The following is a 22,465-nucleotide window of genomic DNA, read 5'->3' as shown; positions in this document are numbered from 1 at the left end:
GGCCTCACTCCGCGGCGCCTGCCGTCGCGGCGCCGGGTGCCTTCACGACGCCTTTGACACGCTGCGGGTGCAGCAGCCCGATCAATGGCTTTTCGACGATCAGATAGAGCAATGCCGAGAACGCAAGCGTGACGACAAGGATCGTTGCCGGCTGTAACGCCGCCGGGATTCCGATCCTCAAGACGACGCCGGTCGCCAGGACGCCGACCACGACATGCCATAGATAGATCGAATAGGACGCATCGCCGAGAAAGCTGGGCAGGACAGCGGGCTTGAACGGCCGGGCCCGCTCGGCAAAAACCGCGCCCGCCACGATCAGTGCTGCCGGAAGTCCCCAGCGCAAGGCGCGAGGCATGTCGGCATCGAACAGCGGGCTGGCCGCGAGGAGAAGAAATCCTACGCCAACCGTCGCCACAGCCGTTCCGAGCGGGAGCCTGGCGCCCCGGAGCCACAAGCGCGCCACGACCACGCCGGCAGCGAATTCGAGCACGACAGGATCGGTGAAGGCACGTGCGTATCCTGCGGGGAAGACGAAATGCAGCGCCACGATGGCCACGAGGGCGCCGGTAAGAACGCCGAACCGCCAGCGCTCACCAAGGAACAGGACCAGGGTGAAAACGAGATAGAACATCATTTCATAGCAAAGCGTCCAACCCTGTATGACGATGGGATGCAGCGCGTTCTCCTGCAGTACCGGCAGGAAGAACAGTGAACCCACGAAATTCTGGACACTGAAGAAATGGCCGTAGAAGAACTGCGGCTTGATCAGGATGCCCGCCGCGGTCAGCAGCGTGACGATCCAGTACAGAGGCACGATGCGGGTGATGCGGCGCCCCATGAAGCGCCAGGGATCGGCCGGCCTGCCAGCCGTCGTCACCCACATGATGAAGCCGCTGATGACAAAAAAGATGTCTACGCCGGCTGCTCCGACGTCGAACGGGCCACCGAACTGCTCGCTGACGTGAAAGCAAATCACCGCGCACGCGGCGAGGCCCCGCAGATATTGGATGCTGTGGATGCTCGTCACGATGCTCCAGTCCAGATCGCGCCATGCTGCGGCGCACACATTCGACATCGCATTGCACAATAACAATGCAGCCGGCCACCGCTGTCAACCGCTGATGATGGCTCTCCGGATAAAAACCAGCACGCCGGTCTGCTCAATTCGTTTGTATGCAAATGTTTCCTAATTGGCGCGATCCGGAAACCGAAACGCTGTTTTCGTGAAATCGATCCGATACATACGTGACGCATTTAACGGACATCGCAACGGCGGCCGAAGAACGGTGCATGTCGCCCAAACTGCTTCGCGGTTTTGGGGGAGCCACATGCACGCAATGGTCCTTGGCCGCTCTTCAAGGGAGACGAAAAATGTCGATGTTCGGAAATCTCGGCCGCTTCGGTGTGACCATCAGGCAGGCTCATGCCAGGAACAAGGCGATCCGCGCGCTCAACGATCTGCCGGCGCATGTCCAGAAGGATATCGGTTGGCCGGCTTCGCCGCCGAGCGACCCGCAGGCAGCCCTTCATGCGCTGCTCCTTGGCACGCCGCGCTGATGACTTTCGCCGACAAATGCAAGCTGCTCGGCAAGCGCCGGGGCCCGAACACGGCCTCGGCGACGGCCGACAACAAATTGCGCGTAGCCCTGCTACCGAAGCGGCGTTGACACTGGCACCATCCGATCACGCCGATGTGCCAGCGTGAATCCTTGACATTTTTAACTGAGGTACAATTTTCAGAGCGAGGGGGAATTCTCTTAGTCGGCTCTGCCGAAATCCGTGTACCCGCATGCCCAGTTTGAAAAGCCATCTCGTTTCGTTCGTTCTCAGGCACAGCCGCAAGAAGGCGTTTTCCAGTCCCGAGAACCTGCAGCGATGGATTGCCTACGCCCGCAAGACCGAGGACTATCGTCCGCCGGCCTTGCTCAAGGCACGGCTGGACATCACCGAGACCGAAATCGACGGCTTTCCGGTCTACGAGGTAGCCCCGAAAGCGGGCGAACGCCGGCGCATCCTTTACATGCATGGCGGCGCCTATGTCTTTCAGATCACGTCCTACCATTGGGGACTGATCGCCGAGATGGCCGAGCGTCTCGGCTTCGGCGTTACCGTGCCGATCTACCCCATCGCGCCGGAGCACGATTTCCATGACATGTTCGGCATGGTTGGCAACCTCTACCGGCGCATGCTCGAAGAGACCGACGCCGAGGACATCGTCTTCATGGGCGATTCCGCCGGCGGCAACATGGCCGTCGTGCTGACCATGATGGCGGCCGAGGAGGGCCTGCCCTTGCCATCACGCCATGTGCTGATCTCGCCCGGCCTCGACGTTTCGCTTGCCAATCCCGAAGTCTTCGAGGCAGAGCGGCAGGACCCGTGGCTGGGTATCCCGGGCGGGCTGGAAGCGGTGCGGCTCTATAGCGCCGGCTTCGACCGCAACGACTGGCACATCAGCCCGCTTTATGGCGACCTCTCGGTGCTGCCTAAGACGCTGCTGCTGACCGGTTCGCGTGATATGCTGACACCGGATAATCTTATCTTCGCCGAAAGGGCGCGCGCCGCCGGCGTGGAGGTGGAGGTGGTCTACGAGGAAGGCATGTTCCACGCCTGGCCGCTGATCGAGATGCCGGAAGCGCGCCGCGCTCGCGACTCCATCGTCGATTTCCTCAGCGTTCCGGCGCCGGCCCGAGTTCGCGCCCGACGCAGGACAAAGGCAGCTTTCGCAGCCCGCTCGGCACCTGCGGCCGAATAGCTCAGAACTTGCCGGTTTCGCGGAACAGTTCGAACGTCGCCCGGATATGGTCTGCGACGGCCTTCACCGGCGCGCTCGCATCGGGTGCCACCACCATGGCGAGATTGTAGGTGCCGATGTCCGGCATGCCGTCCTTGGCGCCCAAGGACACCATCTCGTCGCCAAGGAACGACTTCGGCAGCGGCGCCACCGCAAGATCGGCCATGATCGCGGCGCGCTGGCCGGCCGTGTGGGCGCTCATGTAGGCGATGCGGTAATTGCGGCCCTCGCGGCCAAGCGCTTCCAGCGCCCCTGCCCGCCACGCGCAGCCCTCTTCCCATAGCGACACCGGAAGCGGCTCGCGCAAATGCGCGCAGCCGCCCTTGGCGCCGGCCCACACGATCGGTTCGGTCAAAAGCACCTCGGCGCCGATCGCGCTGGTCTTGTAGGAATTGGTGAGCAGCGTGATGTCGAGCGCGCGGTCGTCCATGCGGCGGCGCAAATTGATGCTCTGGTCGATGGTGACGTCGACGGCGATCGAGGGATGCGACTGCGCAAAACGCTTCAGCACATGCGGCAGCACGCGCTCGCCATAGTCGTCAGGGGAACCCAGGCGTACCACGCCGACGATGTCGGGGATGATGAACTTCGACACCACCTCGCGATTGATCGACAGAAGCCGGCGGGCATAGCCGAGCAGCATCTCGCCGTCCGTGGTCAGCGTCACCGAACGCGCATCGCGCGCGAAGACGGAACGGCCGAGGATGTCCTCCAACTTCTTGATCTGCATGGAGACGGCCGACGGCGTGCGGTACACCGCATTGGCGGCGGTGGTGAAGCTGCCCGTCTCGGCAATCGCCACGAAGGTGCGCAGCACATCGAGATCAAGCAGCGGCAAAGGATGATTGAGCGGGGCGTTCATGGGAGCTTGCCTTCAATTTTTCTGATGCAATCGATCATTCCATTTCGTTTGATTGAACATCACTCCAGGCGCATAGTCAACTTGATCGATGCAGGATGCTGCCAAAAGCAGCCATCAAACGACCATGACACAATCCTGCAATCGACATGAAATGAAGCTGAAACAGACCTGACTTAACGCAGTGACGGGCGCCCTCCCTGCCCGCATAGAGGAGAAAGAAATGTCTATCCTGTCGTCCATCGGTCGGCTTGCGACCGAATTCAGCGCGGCCCGTGCCCGCTACCAGACCGAACGCGCCATCCATGCGCTGCCGATCGAACTGCAGAAGGATATCGGCTGGCCGGAAGCCGCCGATGCTAGGACCAGTTCGCGCTTCGGCGTGGGAAGCTGGGCCGGAGCAAAGTAATCAAGTGTGTATGGAGTTCTGAAGGCCTGCCGCGTCAGCTCGGCAGGCCTTTTTGTTTGTTTTAGGCCTTTCGTTTGCACTCAAACGACTTTTCAAGCCATGCGGCGGCTGCATGACGCATATGAACCACTCGCATAGCGGGTTAATTTTCAAATTAAGCCATTGTAAATAAGAGAAAATTTTGGGCACGTCGCCCAACAATGTCGCAAATCATGTCGCTTTTCATATCAAGTGCTTCGCATTTGCGATTTAGTTTCTGCTGAAGTGAGCCTATATCCACGCCAGCAAACGAGCTGCCCCACTCCATCAAGCGAAGGCGACCCGTCTGAGCAACCGATTGGAGATGATCATGAAGCTTTTTGCCCGCCTCTTCGCCCGCCGCGAAATGAACCTGACGACTGCCCTCGAACGTCAGCGCCTTGCCAACACCATGCCCGGCCAGACCGGCGCCATGAATGCCGCCCGCCTCGGCTTCGTCGCCTGAGGCAATCGGCATCCAAAGCTGAATTCAACGCCGCCCGGTTTCACCGAGGCGGCGTTTTCGTTTGCGCCGACATTCATCGGCCAGCCGGGCGACGCCTTGAGCTGGCGCTGATTGCCCATTTGCGACCCGTGTCGCAAATTTAATCTTCACTTAGCCGCCTACCCGATTGACAGGAATGGTTTTTCCTGATGTCGCTATGCTGTTCGCGACATCCTGTTCGCGTCATGGCTGCGTGAGGTTTCCCCGTGAATGCCGTAAAGCATCCGATCAAAAGATCGTTTGTATTCTTCCTCATTCCCGATTTTACCATGATCGCCTTTGCGACGGCGCTCGATCCGCTGCGCTCCGCGAACCGGATGCTCGGCTACGAGGCTTATCGCTGGCGTCTGGCTAGCATCGACGGCAAGCCGGTGCGCGCCTCGAACGGCGTCGAATGCGCCGTCAACACCTCGCTCGAGGAAGAGCGCAAGAAGATGGCCGGGCCGGACAGGCCGAACATGGCGATCGTCTGCAGCGGCATCAACGTCGAGCGCTACCACAACAAATCGGCCTTCGCATGGCTGCGCGAGGAGTATAATCGCGGCGTCGCGGTGGGTGGCCTTTGCACCGGCGCGCATGTCCTGGCCGCCGCCGGCCTCCTCTCCAACAAGCGCTGCGCCATCCATTGGGAGAACCTGCCGGGCTTCTCCGAGGCCTTCCCGAAAGCCAATGTCTTTGCCGATCTCTTCGAGGTCGATCAGAACGTCTACACCTGCGCTGGCGGCACCGCCGCGCTTGACATGATGCTGAAGCTGATCGGCGACGATTTCGACGACAGCCTCGTCAACCGCGTCTGCGAGCAGGTGCTGACCGACCGCGTGCGCAGTCCGACCGATCGCCAGCGCCTGCCGCTGCGCGCCCGCCTCGGCGTGCAGAACTCCAAGGTGCTCACCATCATCGAATTGATGGAGGCAAACCTTTCCGAGCCGCTGTCGCTGATCGAGATCGCCGATCATGTCGATCTTTCCCGCCGGCAGATCGAACGCCTGTTCCGCACCGAGATGGGCCGCTCCCCTGCCCGCTACTATCTGGAGATCCGCCTCGACCGCGCCAGACACCTGCTGATCCAGTCGTCGATGCCCGTGGTCGAAGTGGCCGTGGCCTGCGGCTTCGTCTCCGCCTCGCACTTCTCCAAATGCTACCGCGAGCTTTATGCCCGCTCGCCGCAGCAGGAACGCGTCGACCGCAAGCAGTTGCTGGCGGCCTGAGCAGGCAGAAACCTTTACGCCGATTGGGTTTGTGCCGTCCGCATCGCCTCGATGCGGATGTCCTCGGTGAGCTGCGCTTTCAAGGTGGAAAATTCCGGGCTGGTCTTCAGCGTGTAGTGGCGCGGATGCGGCAGGTCGACCGGCACGTCCGACTTGATGCGGCCAGGCCGCGCACTCATCACGATTACCCGCGAAGCCATGAAGATCGCTTCCTCGATGTCGTGGGTGACGAACAGCACCGTCTTCTTGCGCCGCTCCCAGATGCCGAGCAGCAATTCCTGCATCAGCCCGCGCGTCTGGTTGTCCAGCGCCCCGAACGGCTCGTCGAGCAGCAGGATTTCGGGATCGTTGGCAAGCGCCCGCGCGATCGCCGTGCGCTGCTGCATGCCGCCCGACAGCTGCTTCGGCCAATGGTTCTCGAACCCGTTGAGCCCGACCAGATCGACGTAAGAAGCGACGATGTCGCTGCGCTCGCGCTCCGGCATGCCGCGTTCACGCAGGCCGAAGCCGATGTTTTGCGCGACCGTCAGCCAGGGAAACAGCGTGTAGGACTGGAACACCATGCCGCGGTCCGGTCCCGGCCGGGCAACCGCCTTGCCGTCGAGCAGCACACGGCCGGTGCTCGGCGCCTCCAGTCCGGCGACGATTCTCAGCAATGTCGACTTGCCGCAGCCGGACGGTCCAAGGATGGTGATGAAGTCATTCGCCGCGACGGCGAGGTCAACCGGCTGCAGCGCCTGCACCGGCTGTCCGCCCCCGACCCCGGCAAAGGTCCGCGAAACGCCTTCGATGAGAAGCTTGCTCATGCCAGGCTCCATGGATAGAGCCAGCGGTTGAGCGCCTTGAAGGCGAAGTCGGACAAAAGCCCGATCAGCCCGATGACGATGATGCCGAAGATGATCTGCCCGGTCGCCAGCCGCGACTGGCTGTTGATGATCATGTAGCCGATGCCGGAGGACGAGCCGATCAGCTCGGCGACGATCACATAGGTCCACGCCCAGCCCAGAACCAGCCGCAGCGTTTCTGCTATTTCCGGCGCGTTGGCCGGCATGATGACGCGCTTGACGATGCCGTTGTCGGTGGCGCCGAGCGTATAGGCGGCCTCGACCAGGTCGCGCCGCGTGCTGCCGACCTTGACCGCGATGATCAAGATGATTTGGAACACGGAGCCGACGAAGATCACCAGCAGCTTTTCCAGCTCGCCGATGCCGGCCCACAGGATGAGCAGAGGGATGAAGGCGGACGCCGGCAAGTAGCGCGCGAAGGACACGAACGGCTCGAGGAAGGCTTCGACCGGCTTCCAGGCGCCCATGGCGATGCCGATCGGCACCGCGACGACCGAAGCCAGCATGAAGCCGCCGAAGACGCGCCAGATGGTGATCAGGATATCGAGCCAGAAACGATCTTCGACCAGCAGCCGCCAGCCATCCTTGAGCATCGACAGCGGGTCGGCGAGAAAGATCCGGTTCACATGGCCGCCGAGCGTGATCCACGCCCAGAACGCCACGAACAGCACGAAGAAGGCGACACCGAGCACGGTTCGCGTACCCGGGCGAACGGGATACAAGGGACGCAGCATCAGGCCCTGTCCTTTAGAGCAATTCCAGGAAAAGTGTGACGCGGTTTTCCGTCCAGAATTGCGAAGAACCGCGCCAAGTGAGATGACGGCGGCTGATCGCCGCCGCCCATAGACGGATACGCGATCAGTTGGCGACCGCGCTGGTGTCGGCGAGCGTCGTCACATCGGGCACTTCCTTGATCAGCCCCATCTGCAGCAGCAACTCGGCCGCGGTCTTGGAAAAATCCTGGAAGTCCTTGGTGAAGAACTGCTGGTTCTCCGCCTTGTCGGCCCATTTCAGGTATTTGGCCGAGTCCTCGAACTCCTTGGCCGACTGCTTCACGTCGGCGCCCATGATCTCATAGGATTTCTGCGGGTCCTTCTTGATCATGTCGAGCGCGTCGAAATAGCTGTCGGCGAGCGCCTTGGCGGCATCGGGATTGGCCTTGAGGAAGTCCGGCGTGCAGCCGACGGTATCCAGCACCATCGGATAATCGAGCGTGGTGGCCAGGATATGGCCCTGGTCGGACTTGTCGCGGACGGCAGAAATAAAGGGTTCGTAGGTGACGGCGGCATCGTTCTGGCCGGCCAGAAAGGCTTGCGCCGCTGCATCCGGCTCCAGATTGACGACGGTGACGTCCTTGGTCGACATACCGTTCTTGTTGAGCACCCAGGCGAGCAGGAAATAGGGCGAGGTCCCGGGCGCGGACGAGGCGACATTCTTGCCCTTGAGGTCGGCGACGGTCTTGATGTCGTTGCGCACGACGATGCCGTCGGCGCCATAGGATTTGTCGAGCTGGAAAATCTGCTTGGTGGTGACGCCGCTGGCATTCCACACCATCCAGGTCTCGACCGTGGTCGCCGCGCATTGCAGGTCGCCGCTGGCGATGGCCAGCGGGCGGCTCGCCTGCGGCACCTTCTTCAGCGTGACGTCGAGCCCGTGCTTTTCGAAGAGCCCGGCCTGCTTGGCTAAAGTCAGCGGCGCAAAACCGGTCCAGCCGCTGATGCCGATGGTCAGCGACGTGGCGGCCATCGCCGGCGCGCCGAGCACAGCGGCCGCCGTCAGCGCCGCCGCGAAAATGGTGGTCCTGTTCATTGTAGTTCCCCTTTTTTATGTGGTGAGCGCAAATTGTCTCACAGACGCCAAAAGGCTTGTCAATGAAGCAGGCGCCGCACTGGACGATGGTCCAAGCCGGCTTCGCGTTTCAGCGGCTGTCCAGACCCCAGCCGCGGCTGCGCCACATCTTCTCGCCGGCCAGGCAGTCGGTGGCCTGCTTGTCGTCGGCGAGTACGACCGGCAGATGCGCGGCCTCTTCCGCCGCCCAGCGCGGCGAAGCGGGACCGGCAAGTTCGAGCACCAGCTTGCGGCGGATCGCTTCCGGAAACTGCGTCCAGTCATTGACCGGGATCATGAAGGCGCCCGGTCCGCCGATGACGCAGTCGCTGTAGTAGCGGTCGAGATTGGCGACATCGAAGGCGCTGCTGAAACCGCCGCGCGTCATCAATGGCAACCCGTTGATGGTGATGCCTTGCTTGACCACCTCGTCGCGGGTGAGATTGACCGGCGCCCCCTGGTTGTTGGGCCCGTCGCCCGAAACGTCGATGACGCGCTTGGTGCCTTGGAAACCGCTCTCGGCGAACAGGTCGCTGCCGAAGCTCAGCGCGCCGGAGATCGAGGTCCGCCGGGCGCTGTCCGGCGGGCGGGCGTTGAGCTGCGCCACAACCTTCTCGGCATCGGCGCGGTTGGCGATCACCGTCCACGGCACGATGACGCGCTGCCAGGTCGTGCCCGCCCATTCGACATAGGTGACGGCGATCTTGCCATAGGCGCCGTCGGCGATCGCCTTCAGCACATTGTCATGCGTGAGCGCCGCCGCGTAACCATGACGCTGGATCTCCAGCTCGGCCGGCGACATCGAGAGCGAAACATCGACCGCCAGCACCAATTCGACATCGACGGGTTCGGCGGGAGACGCTGCCGACGTCAGCCAAAACGCCAGCGCCAGGGCGGCACTGCCGCAGACAATATGCCTTGCACGGGCATAAGCGGACATGGAGGAAGGTTAAGCGAAAATCGTCCCGCGCAAAAGCCGGGAATTTCCTGAGCGTCGGATTTCCGCCGGCGCGGGAACCTTCTTAAAAATATCGCGCGAGATTCGAACGGATGCGTTCCAGCACGGTCTCTCCGGAGACGTCAGGAACGAACTTCGCGCCGGTGATCGCCTCGTAGGCCTGGATATAAACCGCCGAGGCCTGGTTGATGATCTCGTCGGGTATCTTTGGGATCGGATCCTTGTAGGGATCGCACCGCGCCGACACCCATGAGCGGACGAAATCCTTGTCGAAACTCTGCGGCCGCCCGCCGCTTTGGAACGCCTCGTCGTAGCTCTGCGCGATCCAGTAGCGGCTGCTGTCGGGTGTGTGGATTTCATCCGCCAGCACGATGGCGCCGTCCGGCGCGGTGCCGAATTCATATTTGGTGTCGGCAAGGATCAGGCCGCGCTCGGCTGCGCGCTGCTGGCCGCGGGCGAACAGTTGCAGCGCATAGCGCGATACGGTGTCCCACTGCGCCTGCGTGAGCAGCCGCTGGTCGATGATCTCCGCCTCCGACAGCGGCTCGTCATGGCCGCCGCTGGCGGCCTTGCTGGTTGGAGTGATGATCGCCGAGGGCAGCTTTTCATTGTCGCGCAATCCATCCGGAAAGGTGTGTCCGTAAAAGCTCCGTTCGCCTTTCCTGTACTTGGTCAGGATCGAGGTGCTGGTGGTCCCCGCCAGATAGCCGCGCACCACGATCTCGACCGGCAACATGTCGAGCCGCGTGCCGACGACAACATTGGGGTCGGGATATTCCAGCACATGGTTGGTACAGATGTCGGCGGTCTCCTCGAACCAGTAACGAGCAGTCTGGGTGAGGACCTGTCCCTTGAAAGGTATCGAGGCCAGGATGGTGTCGAATGCGCTTAGACGATCGGTGGCGATGATGATGCGCCGCCCGTCCGGCAGGTCGTAATTTTCGCGCACCTTGCCATTGTAGCGATTGGGGAGTTCGGGAATGAAGGCGTCGGACAGGATGCGCATAAGGCGTGTTTGCTCTTGCGGGGCTTCTGATGGGGCCACATAAGCTGTTGGCCTCGCGCACATCAAGCCGGATGCTGCGGGACGGGCTTCTTACTGCCGGTAGCGCGAAACGCCCGCCAGTTCGGTTTGAAGGACGGCGGGATCCACAACAGAATTCCGGCTGTTGCCGCAGGCACAATGACCGCGAAGCGCAAGATCGATAGCACGACGCCGCAGAAGCCGACGATCCGTGCGGCGGTGTCCGCGCCGAAGCGCGGCGCAAGCAGATGCCTGGCGATCGCTCCGCCATCGAGCGGATAGGCCGGAAGGAGGTTGAGAATGGCCAAAACCGCATTCACCAAGGCGCCGAGCCAAAGCGTCCACTCCAGAAATGCGTCCGGCCTCGGCCCGACAGCCAATAAGGGCCGGGCCAAAAGGCAAAAGGAAGCGGCAAAGCCCGCCGCCAGGACGATGTTTACCAAAGGTCCGGCGAAGGCGATCCATGCCCAGCCATACGGCGAGGCCGCGCCGCGCTTGAACCACGCAATTCCACCGAAGAGATAGAGTTCTATCCTTTCAGTACCGATGCCCTGCCGGCGCGCCGCCCACACATGGGCAAGCTCATGCAGGAACACCGACAAGAACAAAAGCGCGGCAAGGATGACCGTATGGGTCAGGGCGCTCCTGGGATGCCGCGACCATTCATGCACGAACGGCAGCATGGCGGGGACGGCAAAGGTCCAGCTGACATGAACGGGGATGTTCCCTTTCATCCTGAAGACGAACGCGTCGTTCTTCCTGTCCCAGCCGAACCGTTGCAAGCTACCCACTCCGCCTGTCGCAACGCTACGCGAGAATCTCGGCCCGCACAAAAGCAAAAGCCCGGCCTAAGCCGGGCCTTGCATCTTTCTGCGTCCGCGATCTCAGCTCCTCGGCTTGAGGTTCTCCGGATCGTAGAGCGGCTTGTAGCCGACGCCCGCGACCTCGACCGGATAGGTCTCGCCGAAATACTCCACGTTGAGCTTGCGGCCCTCCTGGGCATAGGCCCATGGCAGATAGGCAAGCGCGATGTTCTTGCCGATCGTCGGACCGTAGGCGACCGAGGTGGTGAAGGAACGGCGGCCAAGCTCGTCGACCAGCGTCGCGCCGGTGGCTGGATCCATCACTGGCATGATGCCGACCGGATAGCGGGCGACGCCCTTGGCATCCTTGTTGTCGGTCATGACCAGCGTGCACAGCATTGCCGGCTGGTGCTCGCGAGCGCGATATTCCAGATGCTTGGCCTTGCCGCAGAAGTCGTTCTCCTTGACCTTCGGGCGGGCAAGGTCGGCCTCCAGCAGATTATACTCGGTCAAGAGATCGGCGTTCTGCAGCCGCAGGCTCTTTTCCATCCGGCGCGTGTTGGCATAGGTCTCGACGCCGAACGGCATGACGCCGGTGGAGCGCAATGCGTCCCAGACGGCGAGGCCGTCCTCGTAGCGCATATGCAGTTCCCAGCCCTGCTCGCCGACATAGGAGATGCGGAAGGCGGTGACGTCCTTGCCGCCGATCTTGACCGGCTTGATCGCCGCGAACGGGAAATTCTCCGGCGTCAGCCCGTTCGGGTCCTCGACCACCTTCTGCAGGGTGGTGCGGGCATTCGGACCCCAGATGCCGATGGTGACGTATTTCTCGGTCACGTCGGTGATGGTAGCGTCAAAACCCTTGTCCTGCGCGGTGCGCTGCATATAGCGGAAGTCGCGCGGGCCGGCATCGGCGCCGTCGATCACGCGGCAGCGATCGGCCATGCGGATGACGGTGAAATCGGCGCGCACCATGCCTTCCTCGTCGAGGAAGTGGGTGTAGATGCCCTTGCCGATATTGTTGTCGCCGCCGATCTTGGCCGCGCACAGCCATTCCAGCAGCGCGACATGGTCGGGCCCTTCGACGTCATACATCGAGAAATGCGACAGGTTGACGATGCCGCAATCCTCGCTCATCGCCAGATGCTCGGCATTGGAGACGCGCCAGAAATGGCGGTTGTCCCATTCGTTCTCGCGCACTGGCACGCGGTTGCCGTATTTCTCCAGCAGATGCTCGTTGGCGGCATAGCCATGGGCGCGCTCCCAGCCGCCCAGTTCCATGAAATAGCCGCCGAGCTCCTTTTCGCGTTCCCAGAACGGTGAGCGGCGGATGTTGCGGCCCTTGGAGAAGGGCTCGCGCGGATGGACCGCCGGATTGTAGACCTTCATCGCCGTCTCGGTGCAGCGATCCCAGATGAACTGTTCCTGCGTCTGGTGCGGGTAGAAGCGCGAATAGTCGATGGCATGGTGGTCGATCGCCGTGCGGCCATCCGTCATCCAGTCGGCGATGAGCTTGCCCATGCCGGGGCCGTCCTTGACCCAGATGGCGACGGCGTACCACAGGCCCCTCACCTTCTGGCTCTCGCCCATCGACGGTCCGCCATCGGCGGTCACCTGCAGTAGGCCGTTGAAGGAATGGCCTTCATTGTAGCCGAGTTCGCCAAGGATCGGCGCCAGCTCCATGGCACGCTCCAGCGGCGCCATGATCTGCTCCATATCGAGATCGCGCTGCGACGGCGACAGCCGCGCCTGGTCCTTCTCCAGGAGATCGCGGGGGTGGCAGAGTCGCGGGTTGGTCTCTTCGTAATAACCCCACTCGATCTGCCCGCCTTCGGCGGTCTTGGGATCGCCGGTGTCGCGCATATAGGCCGAGTTGCCCTGGTCGCGCAGCAGCGGCCAGCCGATCTCCTTGCCGGTGCCGGCGAACTCGTTATAGGGGCCGAAGAAGGTGAGCGGGTGATCGATCGGCATGACCGGCAGGTCTTCGCCGACCAGCGCCGCTGTGAGCCGGCCCCAGATGCCGGTGCAGACAACCACATAGTCGGCCTCGATCGTGCCGCGCTCGGTCACCACGCCCTTGATGCGGCCGTTCTCGACGACCAGATCCTTGGCCGAGGTGTTGGCAAAAGCCTGGAGCTTGCCGGCGGCGACACCCTGGTCGACCAGCTTGCCGGCGACCGTCTGCGAGCGCGGAATGACGAGGCCGGCGTCGGGATCCCACAGGCCGCCCTGCACAAGGTGCTCCTCGATCAGCGGGAACTTCTGCTTGATCTCTGCCGGCTCGATCAGGCGCGCGCGGGTGCCGAAAGACTTGGCCGAGGCGATCTTGCGCTTGATCTCTTCCATGCGGGCGTCGTCGCCGACACGGGCGACCTCGATGCCGCCGACGCGCGCGTAGTGGCCCATCTTCTCATAGAAATCGATGGAATAGAGCGTCGTCCAGCAGGACAGAAAATCGTGGCTGGTCGTGTAGCAGAAGTCCGAAGCGTGCGCCGTCGAACCGATATCGGTCGGGATGCCCGACTTGTCGATGCCGACAATGTCGTCCCAGCCGCGCTCGATCAGGTGATGGGCGACCGATGCGCCGACGATACCGCCCAGGCCGACGATGACGACCTTCGCCTTTTTCGGAAACTCTGCCATGGCCCGCGACTCCAAAGTAGTAAAGCGGGCTTGCTGGCGCCCGTTCGAATGGCGCACAATATGCAGAGGACACGGATAGAGCTACCGCCTGTTTGCGACACGCCGCAGATGCGTCGCGACCCCGCACGCCGACCGTGCATCGAGATCATATCGATCAGGCGAAGGCCCAGATGTCCTCTGCCTGGAAGCCGACCTGGTAGCCGGCGGTCTTCAGCTTAACCACAACCTGGCCGATCTCGGCAGCCGGCAGCGCGCCGACCTCGACCTTGATCATGCCCGGACGGTAGCGCTGGAGATCGAGCTGCTCGAACACCATCCAGTCGGCACCTTCGCAGTCGACCAGGAACGCGTCGATATCGGTGACGCCGTTGCGGTCGAGCAGCGCCTGCAAGGTCTCCGACGGCACCTCGATGTCCTTCAGATGCGGCGCGAAGTTGTTGAAGTTGGCGTCCGCCTCGCCCCAGGCGTTCTTGCCCGACATCAGATTGGTGTCCGTGACCGACGAGCAGCCGATGAACTCGATGGGCAGCGTGCCCGCCTCGAGTGCTGCGGCGTCGAAGGTATGGACGGTGATGGTTCCTTTGGTCCTGGTCACCGCCACCGGCTCGATGACGAAGCGCTCCGCATCGGGATAGTTGGCGCGAAGCCGCTTCTGATTATAGGGGATCGGCTCGACCAGCATTGCCTTTGCTCCCGGGATGCGATGCAGCCAGGGCGTCACGTCGTCGAACAGCGCGCCGTCGCAGGCGCCGACATTGACCATCTGGAACGGCCGGCTGTTGCCGAAGCGCGCCTTCAGCGCCGCCTTGGCGAGGAACTTCGTGCCGTGCAGCGCCGGCCCGCGATCGAGCACGCCGACAGGTAAGCCGAGCGACAAAAGCACGCGCGCGAGGCTGGAAAGCGAGCTCATGATTTGTCTCCGGGAATGACCTGCGGCGCGGCGCGGCGGCCGCCATGGCTCGCCGCTGCCCACAACGCCATCAGCGGCGCAACGAGCAGCAGGAAAGGCGGCAGAAGGTTGGGGAAATAGATGCGGGTATCGTGGATCGGGAAGACCGTAAACTTTGCCAGCACGCCAAGCACGAGCGCCGCAAGCAGGATGCCGGCGCGGCGGTCGAGCCGGAAGCCGGCGCGATCGAGCCCGTACCAGCCGGCCAGCGCCAACACCGAAACACCGACCCAGCTGTTGATGCTGATGGCGCGTACCACCGATGCCGCAAAGGCCTTCAGATAGGCCGCCACCGAAAACGGCGGTTCGAACCCGTCCATATTGTAATGCTGCTCGATGCTGGAAAACCACAGATGCGGCCACCAGCCCGGATGCTGCGCCCAGTGCGAGATGGCGAAATAGGCGACGAAGGACGCCGCAAAGCCGGCCAGCGCGCCCCATGCCTTTTGGCGGTAAGCGACGAGCAGGACGGCGAAGATGGCGAGGAAGACGATGTTGTCAGGTCTGGCCATGAAGGCGAGGAAAAGCAGGATGGCCGTCGCCGCCTCACGCTTGCGCATATAGGCGAACAATCCACCCATGAACAACGCCGAACACAAGAGATCGGGTGTCGAAGCACGGGCCGCATCACCGAAATCGGCCATGATCAGGATCGCGCCAACGATCGGCGCCAGCGCCAGCGCGCCTTCCGCGCGCAGCCAGGCGAGCGTGATGGCGCCGAACAGAAGCACGGAAAGCACCTGCACCAGCCGCATCGCCTCGACCGGCGAGACGACTTGGCTAAGGCCTGACAGGATTTCCGCGTAGAGGAACTTGATCCGGTACATGCCGAGCAGCGAATGGAAGTCGGCGGCATTCTGCGCCATGTGGCTGCGAAAGCCGCCGCCATCGTCCGTCAGCGTCTTGTAGTCGGCGGTCGATACGCCCGCCTCGACCGTGCTGTAGGCATAATCATGCAAGGCCTGCGGATCGGGATAGGTGCCTTCCTCGGCGATCGCCAGGTAAGGCAGCATGTCCCAGTTGGCGTCGGGCATGAACCACGCGGTCGCCGCAGTGAGCAGTATATAGAGCGAGAAGGCAATCGCGCCGATCGGCGCGGCCCATCGCGCATAGGTCCCCTCGCCCCAAGCCAGACCGGCGCCGGTCAGTCGGTCGAGCGTCCGGGTTGTTGGCGGGCGGGTCAGCATCGTTCGCCTCCGCAGCCTCTATTTACCGACCTGGCTTTTCACGAAATCCTTCACGATCGCCACGATGCCGCGCGACAGCAGGCTGTCGAAGGCATCGACGAAGCGGTCGACATGCTCGGGCTGGCAGATCAGCGGCGGCTCGAGCCGGATGACGTTGCGGTTGTATTCGGTGAAGGCGACTAGCACGTCGTAGTCGCGCAGCAGCAGCGAGCCGACGAAGCCCGACAGCGAGCCCTTCAGCTTGTCGTCGAGGATGCTGACAACCGGACGCATCACCATCGGCAGGGTCTGCGAGAAATCGTGGAACTCGAGCCCGATCATAAAACCCTTGCCGCGCACGTCCTTGATGATCTTCGGATATTTTTCCTTGATCGCCCGCAGCCGCTGCAGCAGGTACTCGCCGGTCGAGGCGGCGTTGTCGATCAGCCCGTCGTCATAGAGCACGTTGATGCCCTCGATCGCGGTGACGCAGGCCTCGCCCATGCCGCCGAAGGTCGCCATGGCGTGGATCATCGCCGTCTTCGGCGTGCCATAGGCCTTCATATAGACATTGCGCTTGGCGATCATCGCGCCGACCGCCGCCTTGCCAGCGCCGAGCGATTTCGCCAGCGCCGTCACGTCCGGCACCACACCGTAATGCTCGAAGGCATAGAAGCGGCCGGAGCGGCCATAGCCGCACTGCACTTCGTCGGCCACCCACAGCACGCCATGCCGATCGCAAAGCGCGCGCAGCTTCTGCCAGTATTCCGCCGGCGCCTGGATGATGCCGCCGCCGCCCTGGATGGTTTCGAGCACGATGACGCCGATCTCGGGATCGTTGCGGAACAGGCGCTCGACGGCATCGATGTCGGCGAACGGCACGCGCACGACATTGTCGGCCACCTTGAACTCGGCGCGGTAGAGCTGGCCGTCGGTGATCGCCAGCACGCCCTTGGTTTTGCCGTGGAAGGAATTCTCGGCATAGACGACCTTCGGCCGCTTTGGACCGGCGGCGCGCTCGGCAAGCTTCACCGCCGCTTCCATGGCCTCCGAACCGGACGAGCCCAGGAACACCATGTCGAGCTCGCCGGGCGAGCATTTGGCGATGTTGTGGGCAAGTGCGGCCGCATATTGCGACATGAAGGCGATGGCTATCTCCTGGCGCTTTTCCTCCTGAAACTTGCGGCGAGCTTCAAGGATGCGCGGATGGTTGTGGCCGAAGGCCAGCGAACCGAAACCGCCGAAGAAGTCGAGGATCTTACGGCCGTTCTGGTCGATGTAGAACATGCCCTCGGCGCGTTCGATCTTGACCTTGTGGAAGCCGAGCAGCTTCATGAAATGCAGCTGTCCAGGGTTGAGATGCGCCTTGAACAGGTCGGTGATCCGGGCCACGTCCATCGCCTTGGCCTGCTCGACGCTGATCAGGTCGGGCTTGGCTATTGCCGTGGGTGAAAGCGTCGGCGCATCGACCAGCGTGCGCGCGCCCGTGTGTTCAGGCTTGGCCATGACGGTCATCTGAAAAATCTCCCCTTCACCGCCTTATTCGGCAGGCACGTGTTTGGTGGCGACGGCGTGGCCGTCCTTCTTGGCGCGGTACTCGCTGTAGGCGGCGATCAGCATGTCCTCGTCGCGATATTGCGGCACCCAGCCGAGCTGGCGCTCGGCCTTGGACACGTCGAGCACGCATTCCTCGTCGGCGATCAGATACTGTTCCGGATCCATGATCGGCATGTTCATCAGGTCGAGCAGGTCGAGCGTGCGCTTGACCGCCCAGCCGGGCGTCGGCAGCAGGATCGACTTCGAACCGGCATGGCGGATGAGGTCGCCCAGCAACCTGCGCACCGGCGGCGGATTGAGCGAGCCGAGATTATAGGCCTCGTTCGGCACGCCGGCCTTCCAGGCGGCGCGGGCGGCTTCCGCGCAATCGAACACCGAGATGAACTGATAGGGGTTCTTGCCCGAGCCGATCATCGGCACCGGAAAATTCCAGTCGATCAGCTTGAACAGTTTTTCCAGGATGCCGAGGCGTCCAGGCCCGATGATCAGGCGCGGCCGAAACAGCGAGATCGACATGCCGCGCTTGCGCCATTCGGCGGCGAGCTCCTCGGTCTTGAGCTTCGACAGGCCGTACTCGCCGAGCGGCGATACCGGATGATCCTCGGTCATCGGCAACACCACCGTGTGGCCGTAGATCATGTCGGTCGTGTAGTGGACGAGCTTCGAGGCCCCTGCCTTGTCCATTGCCTGAATGATGTTCTCGGTGCCGTGGAAATTCACCGGGAAGAAGAAATCGTGCCGCTTGGCGCGTACCTGGATCGGCGACAGCATCTTGGCCGAGAGGTTGTAGACCATGTCGTCGGCCTTGAGCCCGACCGTAGCCACTGAGGCCGGATCGGTGACGTCGCATGTGATGAAGCGCACCGACCGGTAATGCGGCAGGTCGCTCTTGACGATGTCGGCGACGACGACTTGCTCGCCGTCCGCAACGAGCTTGGGCGCAAGGTGACGGCCGACGAAACCGTCGCCTCCAAAAATCACATGTCTCATCGAACGATCTCGCTTGTGCCGATCTTGTCGGGAGTGATGGATGCCGTCTGCTCCTCGTGCCCGCGCCCACTTTGCGCAATCAGCACCGTGCCGACGCAGATGCAGGCGATGCCGGCGATCCGCCAGCCGTTGAGATCCTCGCGGAAGACGAAATAGGCAAAGATCGCCACGGCGACATAGGCGAGGCTGAGGAAGGGATAGGCGAAGCTGAGCTCGACCTTGGACAGCACATAAAGATGCGACGCCATCGAGATGACGAAGGTGCACAGGCCCAGGAACACCCAGGGGCTGAACACGATCTGCAAGAGCCTGACGAGCGGATTGACGCCTTCGAAGGAGATCGGCCCGATCGACATCATGCCTTGCTTCAGCATCAGTTGCGCTGCCGCATTGGTCATGACTGTGAAGAGAATGAAGATTATGTATTTCATTGTTGCCACCCCGCCCTTGAGCGGTCCTATTACAAACCTGCAAAAATTTCGTGAAGTCACAAGAGTGTTTTGAGTAAATCACGGTTTAACGCTTCATTTACCATGATTTATTCAAACCTTACCTATTCTGCGGCTTCCGCGACTCCTCTTCTCGCATCCAGTCTTTTGGCCGTTCGCATCCAGAAGCTCGACATGAAAGCCGGGTCGCGAAGCGCCTCCAGCCGCTGCCATTGCGGGAACGACGCGGCGAAAACCTCAGGACCCATCCGGGCGTCCTTGTAAGGGTTGACCGCCCCGCCCGCCTCGATCGTGATGCGGTCAAGCTCGGCGAGCAGGCTGAGCGTCCTTTCGCCCTGGTTGGGGAAATCCAGCGTCAGCGTGTAGCCCGGCCGCGGGAACGACAGCAGCGCCGGCGAGCGGACATCGCCGAAGCGCTTGAGCACCGTCAGGAACGATCCCTGCCCCGCTCGCCGCGCGGTCTCGAGCAGCGTCGGCACGACGCAGCGCGCATTTGCCTCCGGCACCACGCTCTGGTGCTGGAAAAGTCCACGCGGCCCGTAGAGCCGGTTCCAGTCGCGGACGCCGTCGAGCGGAAAGAAGAAGCTCTGATAGCCCGCCTGGCGCGGGGCCGGAGAGTTGCCCTTTTTCCAGCGGTAGGCCGCGTTGAAGACAGTGAGGAAAGGCCGGTTGAGGACATTGAAGGGCGGCTGCACCGGCACGGCAAGCCGGCTGCCGGCGCGGGTGGCGGCGTGCGAGCCGTGCTCGGCATGATTGCCGGTGAACAAGAGGCCACGCCCGCGCCCGTGGCCGTCGGCAAGCTGATCGATCCAGGCGACGGCATATTCGTTGGCCTGGTCGGCGGCCTCGGCAAGATCGAAGAATTCGCCGAGGTCGCGAAACCGCGTGGTCCTCTCCATGATGTCGAGCGACGGCACGCGCATCAGCTTGATCGATGCCGAAAGGATCAGCCCGGTCAGCCCCATGCCGCCGATCGTTGCCCTGAACAGCCGGACATTGTTGGTCGCCGAGCAGCGATAGGTCCGGCCGTCGGACCTGAGCAGCGTGAAGGCCTCGACGTGGCAGCCGAAGGTGCCGCGCCGATGATGGTTCTTGCCGTGGACGTCGTTGGCGATCGCGCCGCCGAGCGTCACGAACTGCGTGCCTGGGACGGCGGCCGGAAAGAAGCCGCAGGGTGCGGCATAAGCGATGATGTCGCAAAGCAGCGCGCCGGCATCCGCTTCGAGCACGCCGGTCTCGACGTTGAAGGATCGGATGCGGTCGAGCGGCCGCATGTCGACCACCATGCCGGCATCGTTCTGGCAACTGTCGCCGTAGGAGCGGCCATTGCCATAGCCTATCAGCGAGCCCGGCCCGGCCGCGCGGCTGTTCAAAAGCGCGATCGCCTCATCCGCCGGAATCGCCTTGCGCGCCGGCCGCGTCGCCAGTCCGAAGCTGCCGAAGCGCTCGATACCCATCACCAGCCTCCGGCGACGAGGAAGACCGCGCCGATGGCGACGACGATCTGGCTGCGCCAGTCGCGGATGATGAAGACGACCGGATCGTCATGCATCTCGTCGCGCCGGGCGAGAATCCAGACGCGCATCGTCAGGTAAAGCACGATCGGCGCCAGCGGCCATATCAGCCATGGATGCGGATAGAGCTCGCGCACGGCGGGGCTGTCCATATAGAGCGCCAGGACCAGAGCCGAGGAGAAAGCCGACGCCATGCCGGCCTGGGCGACGATTTCCTGGTCCTCGGTGCGATAGCCGCGTCCGGCGATGCGCTCGCCCGGTGGAATGGCCGTGGTGCGCAACTCGACGAAGCGCTTCACCAGCGCCAGCGACAGGAAGAAGAAGATCGAGAAGGCGAGCAGCCAGAAGGAGACGTCGACGCCGGTGGCGGCTGCACCCGCCAGCACGCGGATCGTGTAGAGACCCGCAAGCGTCAGCACATCGACGAGCAGCATGCGCTTGAAAGACAGCGAATAGGCAGTGGTGACCACCAAATAGCCGGCAAGCACGCCAAGGAATTCGATCGGAAGGAACAGGCCGGTGGCGACGCCGATCGCGAGCAGCGCGACAATCGCGCCCAGCCCGAACGGAATGGACAATGCGCCGCTGGCGAAAGGCCGGTTGCGCTTTGTCGGATGCTTGCGGTCGAGCGCGAGATCGAAGAAATCGTTGAGGATGTAGATGGCGGACGCCACGGCGCTGAACGAAACGAACGCCAGCAGGCACTGCCAGATCATGTTCGCGTTGAAATATTCGTGCGACAGCACCATCGGGATGGTGATCAACGAGTTCTTCAGCCACTGATGCATACGCAGCATCTTGACGTAGGTCCTCAGCGTCGGCTTCGGCGCCGGCATGGCCTCGGCGCCGTGCGCTGCCTGCCAGCCCCGGGCGCTGCGATCGGGCGCCACCACGAGCGCGTTGCGTGCGGCGTCGAAAACCTTGAGGTCGTGGCGGCTGTTGCCGGCATAGTCGAAGCCTGCATCGCCATAGGCGGCGACCAGCGCCGCGCGCTTCCTGCCGGAAGTCATGTTGTGCGGGCCGTCGGTCGCCAGCACGTGATCGAAAATGCCGAGATACGCCGCGATCGCTTCCGCGAATTTGCGCGGCGTTCCCGTCGCCATCACGATCTTGCGGCCCTCCCGATGCTCGGTGCGCAAGCGCTCGAGCAAGTCCTGCCGGTAGGGCAGCGAGGCCGGATCTATGTCGGCGCGTCCGGCGATTTCCTGCTTCACACGGGCCGGCCCGCCGGTCAGCCAGAGCGGCAGGAGAAAGAGATAGAGCGGATTTTTCTTGAGCAGGATGAACAGGCCTTCCCACAGAAGGTCCGTTGCAATCAGCGTGCCGTCGAGATCGACCGCAAGCGGAATTGCGTTCCTGTCCGACCTCGCGTCCATTGTCCTGCCCCGATCGAGCGCAAGATCCCGAAACTCCGATCTCGGAAAGGACCGCGCGTAATTCAACCCACGCCGTGTGCCGGCGTCCTCGGGTCGGATATAGCCGGGGATGACGCAGCGAACGTTAAAACGCCCGGTTGCAACGCGTAGTCATACCGGTTTTTCGGCGTCATCGTTAAGCGCCGGCTACCGGAAACGATAAAAGGCCGGACAACGGTCCGGCCTTTGCCAATCTTGCGCGCCAATCCTTGGCGGCGGTTACTTGATTCGGGCCGCGCCGCCCGAAATCTCGACCGTTTCCGAGCCGGTCAGGGCTTCGAGGTCACCATTGGGCAGGGTGACGAAGCAGCCGTTCGAGCAGAATTCCACCGTCTCACCGGCGGCAAGCGTCAGTTCGCTCTTGGCTCCGCCTTCGGTCACGACCAGGGTCCGCGTCTGAGCGTCCCTGTTGATCGCGCTGGCGGCGAAAGCCGAACCGCCCAGGGCCAGCAAAGCGATGGCGGCAACGACAGACTTCCACATTGCAATTCCGGTGTTTCAAACACCGCCTCTGTTCAAATTTGCAAGGCATTCT

22 protein-coding genes are annotated in these 22,465 nt (G+C 62.7%); 5 read left to right on the top strand and 17 right to left on the bottom strand.

Annotated features, from left to right (window positions below; translation table 11 throughout):
• Nucleotides 1-4 precede the first annotated feature (4 nt).
• Nucleotides 5-1,027 carry an acyltransferase gene (locus YU3_RS36595; protein WP_245273518.1) on the bottom strand — a complete coding sequence of 341 codons (1,023 nt, stop codon included), beginning with the start codon at nt 1,025-1,027 and terminating at the stop codon, nt 5-7.
• Between the two features lie 344 nt (nt 1,028-1,371).
• On the opposite strand from YU3_RS36595, the gene YU3_RS0115615 reads away from it, so the two are divergent.
• Nucleotides 1,372-1,557 (top strand): hypothetical protein, encoded by a 186-nt coding sequence (locus YU3_RS0115615; RefSeq protein ID WP_027167137.1) that lies wholly within the window; start codon nt 1,372-1,374, stop codon nt 1,555-1,557.
• Nucleotides 1,558-1,789: 232 nt separating this feature from the next.
• Complete coding sequence (locus YU3_RS0115605) at nt 1,790-2,752, top strand: alpha/beta hydrolase (protein WP_027167136.1); 963 nt, start codon at nt 1,790-1,792, stop codon at nt 2,750-2,752.
• Between the two features lies 1 nt (nt 2,753).
• On the opposite strand, the gene YU3_RS0115600 is transcribed toward YU3_RS0115605, so the two are convergent.
• Nucleotides 2,754-3,653, bottom strand: coding sequence for a LysR substrate-binding domain-containing protein (locus YU3_RS0115600; RefSeq protein ID WP_027167135.1), 900 nt, complete (start codon nt 3,651-3,653; stop codon nt 2,754-2,756).
• A gap of 220 nt (nt 3,654-3,873) precedes the next feature.
• On the opposite strand from YU3_RS0115600, the gene YU3_RS0115595 reads away from it, so the two are divergent.
• The 3 genes from YU3_RS0115595 (at nt 3,874) to YU3_RS0115585 (ending at nt 5,790) form a co-directional block, all read left to right on the top strand.
• Nucleotides 3,874-4,059, top strand: coding sequence for a hypothetical protein (locus YU3_RS0115595; RefSeq protein ID WP_027167134.1), 186 nt, complete (start codon nt 3,874-3,876; stop codon nt 4,057-4,059).
• 349 nt (nt 4,060-4,408) lie between these two features.
• Nucleotides 4,409-4,543, top strand: a complete 135-nt coding sequence (locus YU3_RS42115) for a hypothetical protein (protein WP_013531161.1) — start codon at nt 4,409-4,411, stop codon at nt 4,541-4,543.
• Nucleotides 4,544-4,851: 308 nt separating this feature from the next.
• Nucleotides 4,852-5,790, top strand: a complete 939-nt coding sequence (locus YU3_RS0115585; protein WP_348631174.1) for a GlxA family transcriptional regulator — start codon at nt 4,852-4,854, stop codon at nt 5,788-5,790.
• A gap of 14 nt (nt 5,791-5,804) precedes the next feature.
• Here YU3_RS0115585 and YU3_RS0115580 read toward each other — a convergent pair whose 3' ends face one another.
• The 15 genes from YU3_RS0115580 to YU3_RS0115510 form a co-directional block, all read right to left on the bottom strand.
• On the bottom strand, nt 5,805-6,596 hold the full coding sequence (locus YU3_RS0115580) for an ABC transporter ATP-binding protein (protein ID WP_027167132.1): 792 nt from the start codon (nt 6,594-6,596) through the stop codon (nt 5,805-5,807).
• The gene (locus tag YU3_RS0115575; protein ID WP_036258633.1) at nt 6,593-7,369 is read right to left on the bottom strand and encodes an ABC transporter permease; all 777 of its coding nucleotides are present in this window, start codon (nt 7,367-7,369) and stop codon (nt 6,593-6,595) included. The genes YU3_RS0115580 and YU3_RS0115575 overlap by 4 nt, the downstream gene beginning before the upstream one ends.
• Nucleotides 7,370-7,493: 124 nt before the next feature.
• Nucleotides 7,494-8,444: an ABC transporter substrate-binding protein gene (locus tag YU3_RS0115570; protein WP_027167130.1), complete on the bottom strand. Its 951-nt coding sequence runs from the start codon at nt 8,442-8,444 to the stop codon at nt 7,494-7,496.
• 109 nt (nt 8,445-8,553) lie between these two features.
• The gene (locus tag YU3_RS0115565; protein ID WP_027167129.1) at nt 8,554-9,402 is read right to left on the bottom strand and encodes a DUF1194 domain-containing protein; all 849 of its coding nucleotides are present in this window, start codon (nt 9,400-9,402) and stop codon (nt 8,554-8,556) included.
• Between the two features lie 82 nt (nt 9,403-9,484).
• A complete protein-coding gene (locus tag YU3_RS0115560) occupies nt 9,485-10,426 on the bottom strand; it encodes a phosphoribosylaminoimidazolesuccinocarboxamide synthase (protein WP_027167128.1) in 942 nt (313 codons plus the stop codon).
• 62 nt (nt 10,427-10,488) lie between these two features.
• The gene (locus YU3_RS38650) at nt 10,489-11,226 is read right to left on the bottom strand and encodes a site-2 protease family protein (protein WP_051333957.1); all 738 of its coding nucleotides are present in this window, start codon (nt 11,224-11,226) and stop codon (nt 10,489-10,491) included.
• A 102-nt stretch (nt 11,227-11,328) separates the two neighbouring features.
• Complete coding sequence (locus YU3_RS0115550; protein ID WP_027167127.1) at nt 11,329-13,890, bottom strand: FAD-dependent oxidoreductase; 2,562 nt, start codon at nt 13,888-13,890, stop codon at nt 11,329-11,331.
• A 154-nt stretch (nt 13,891-14,044) separates the two neighbouring features.
• Nucleotides 14,045-14,800 carry an FkbM family methyltransferase gene (locus YU3_RS0115545; RefSeq protein ID WP_027167126.1) on the bottom strand — a complete coding sequence of 252 codons (756 nt, stop codon included), beginning with the start codon at nt 14,798-14,800 and terminating at the stop codon, nt 14,045-14,047.
• Entirely contained in the window at nt 14,797-16,026 is a 1,230-nt protein-coding gene (locus tag YU3_RS0115540; RefSeq protein WP_027167125.1) for a hypothetical protein, read from the bottom strand. Before YU3_RS0115540 ends, YU3_RS0115545 begins: the two co-directional genes overlap by 4 nt.
• Before the next feature lie 18 nt (nt 16,027-16,044).
• Nucleotides 16,045-17,520, bottom strand: a complete 1,476-nt coding sequence (locus tag YU3_RS0115535) for an aspartate aminotransferase family protein (RefSeq protein WP_027167124.1) — start codon at nt 17,518-17,520, stop codon at nt 16,045-16,047.
• Between the two features lie 24 nt (nt 17,521-17,544).
• On the bottom strand, nt 17,545-18,552 hold the full coding sequence (locus tag YU3_RS0115530) for an NAD(P)-dependent oxidoreductase (RefSeq protein ID WP_027167123.1): 1,008 nt from the start codon (nt 18,550-18,552) through the stop codon (nt 17,545-17,547).
• On the bottom strand, nt 18,549-18,983 hold the full coding sequence (locus YU3_RS0115525; RefSeq protein WP_027167122.1) for an EamA family transporter: 435 nt from the start codon (nt 18,981-18,983) through the stop codon (nt 18,549-18,551). Before YU3_RS0115525 ends, YU3_RS0115530 begins: the two co-directional genes overlap by 4 nt.
• A gap of 122 nt (nt 18,984-19,105) precedes the next feature.
• The gene (locus tag YU3_RS0115520; RefSeq protein ID WP_027167121.1) at nt 19,106-20,458 is read right to left on the bottom strand and encodes an FAD-binding oxidoreductase; all 1,353 of its coding nucleotides are present in this window, start codon (nt 20,456-20,458) and stop codon (nt 19,106-19,108) included.
• Nucleotides 20,458-21,891: a UbiA family prenyltransferase gene (locus YU3_RS0115515; protein ID WP_027167120.1), complete on the bottom strand. Its 1,434-nt coding sequence runs from the start codon at nt 21,889-21,891 to the stop codon at nt 20,458-20,460. Before YU3_RS0115515 ends, YU3_RS0115520 begins: the two co-directional genes overlap by 1 nt.
• Before the next feature lie 258 nt (nt 21,892-22,149).
• Nucleotides 22,150-22,413: a hypothetical protein gene (locus tag YU3_RS0115510; protein WP_027167119.1), complete on the bottom strand. Its 264-nt coding sequence runs from the start codon at nt 22,411-22,413 to the stop codon at nt 22,150-22,152.
• Between the last annotated feature and the right edge of the window lie 52 nt (nt 22,414-22,465).

Origin of the sequence: Mesorhizobium sp. WSM3224 (assembly GCF_000427725.1) — a bacterium.
Taxonomy (GTDB): domain Bacteria; phylum Pseudomonadota; class Alphaproteobacteria; order Rhizobiales; family Rhizobiaceae; genus Mesorhizobium.
The sequence above is the reverse complement of the archived record's forward strand: the minus strand, read 5'-3'. Positions and strand labels throughout refer to the sequence as shown.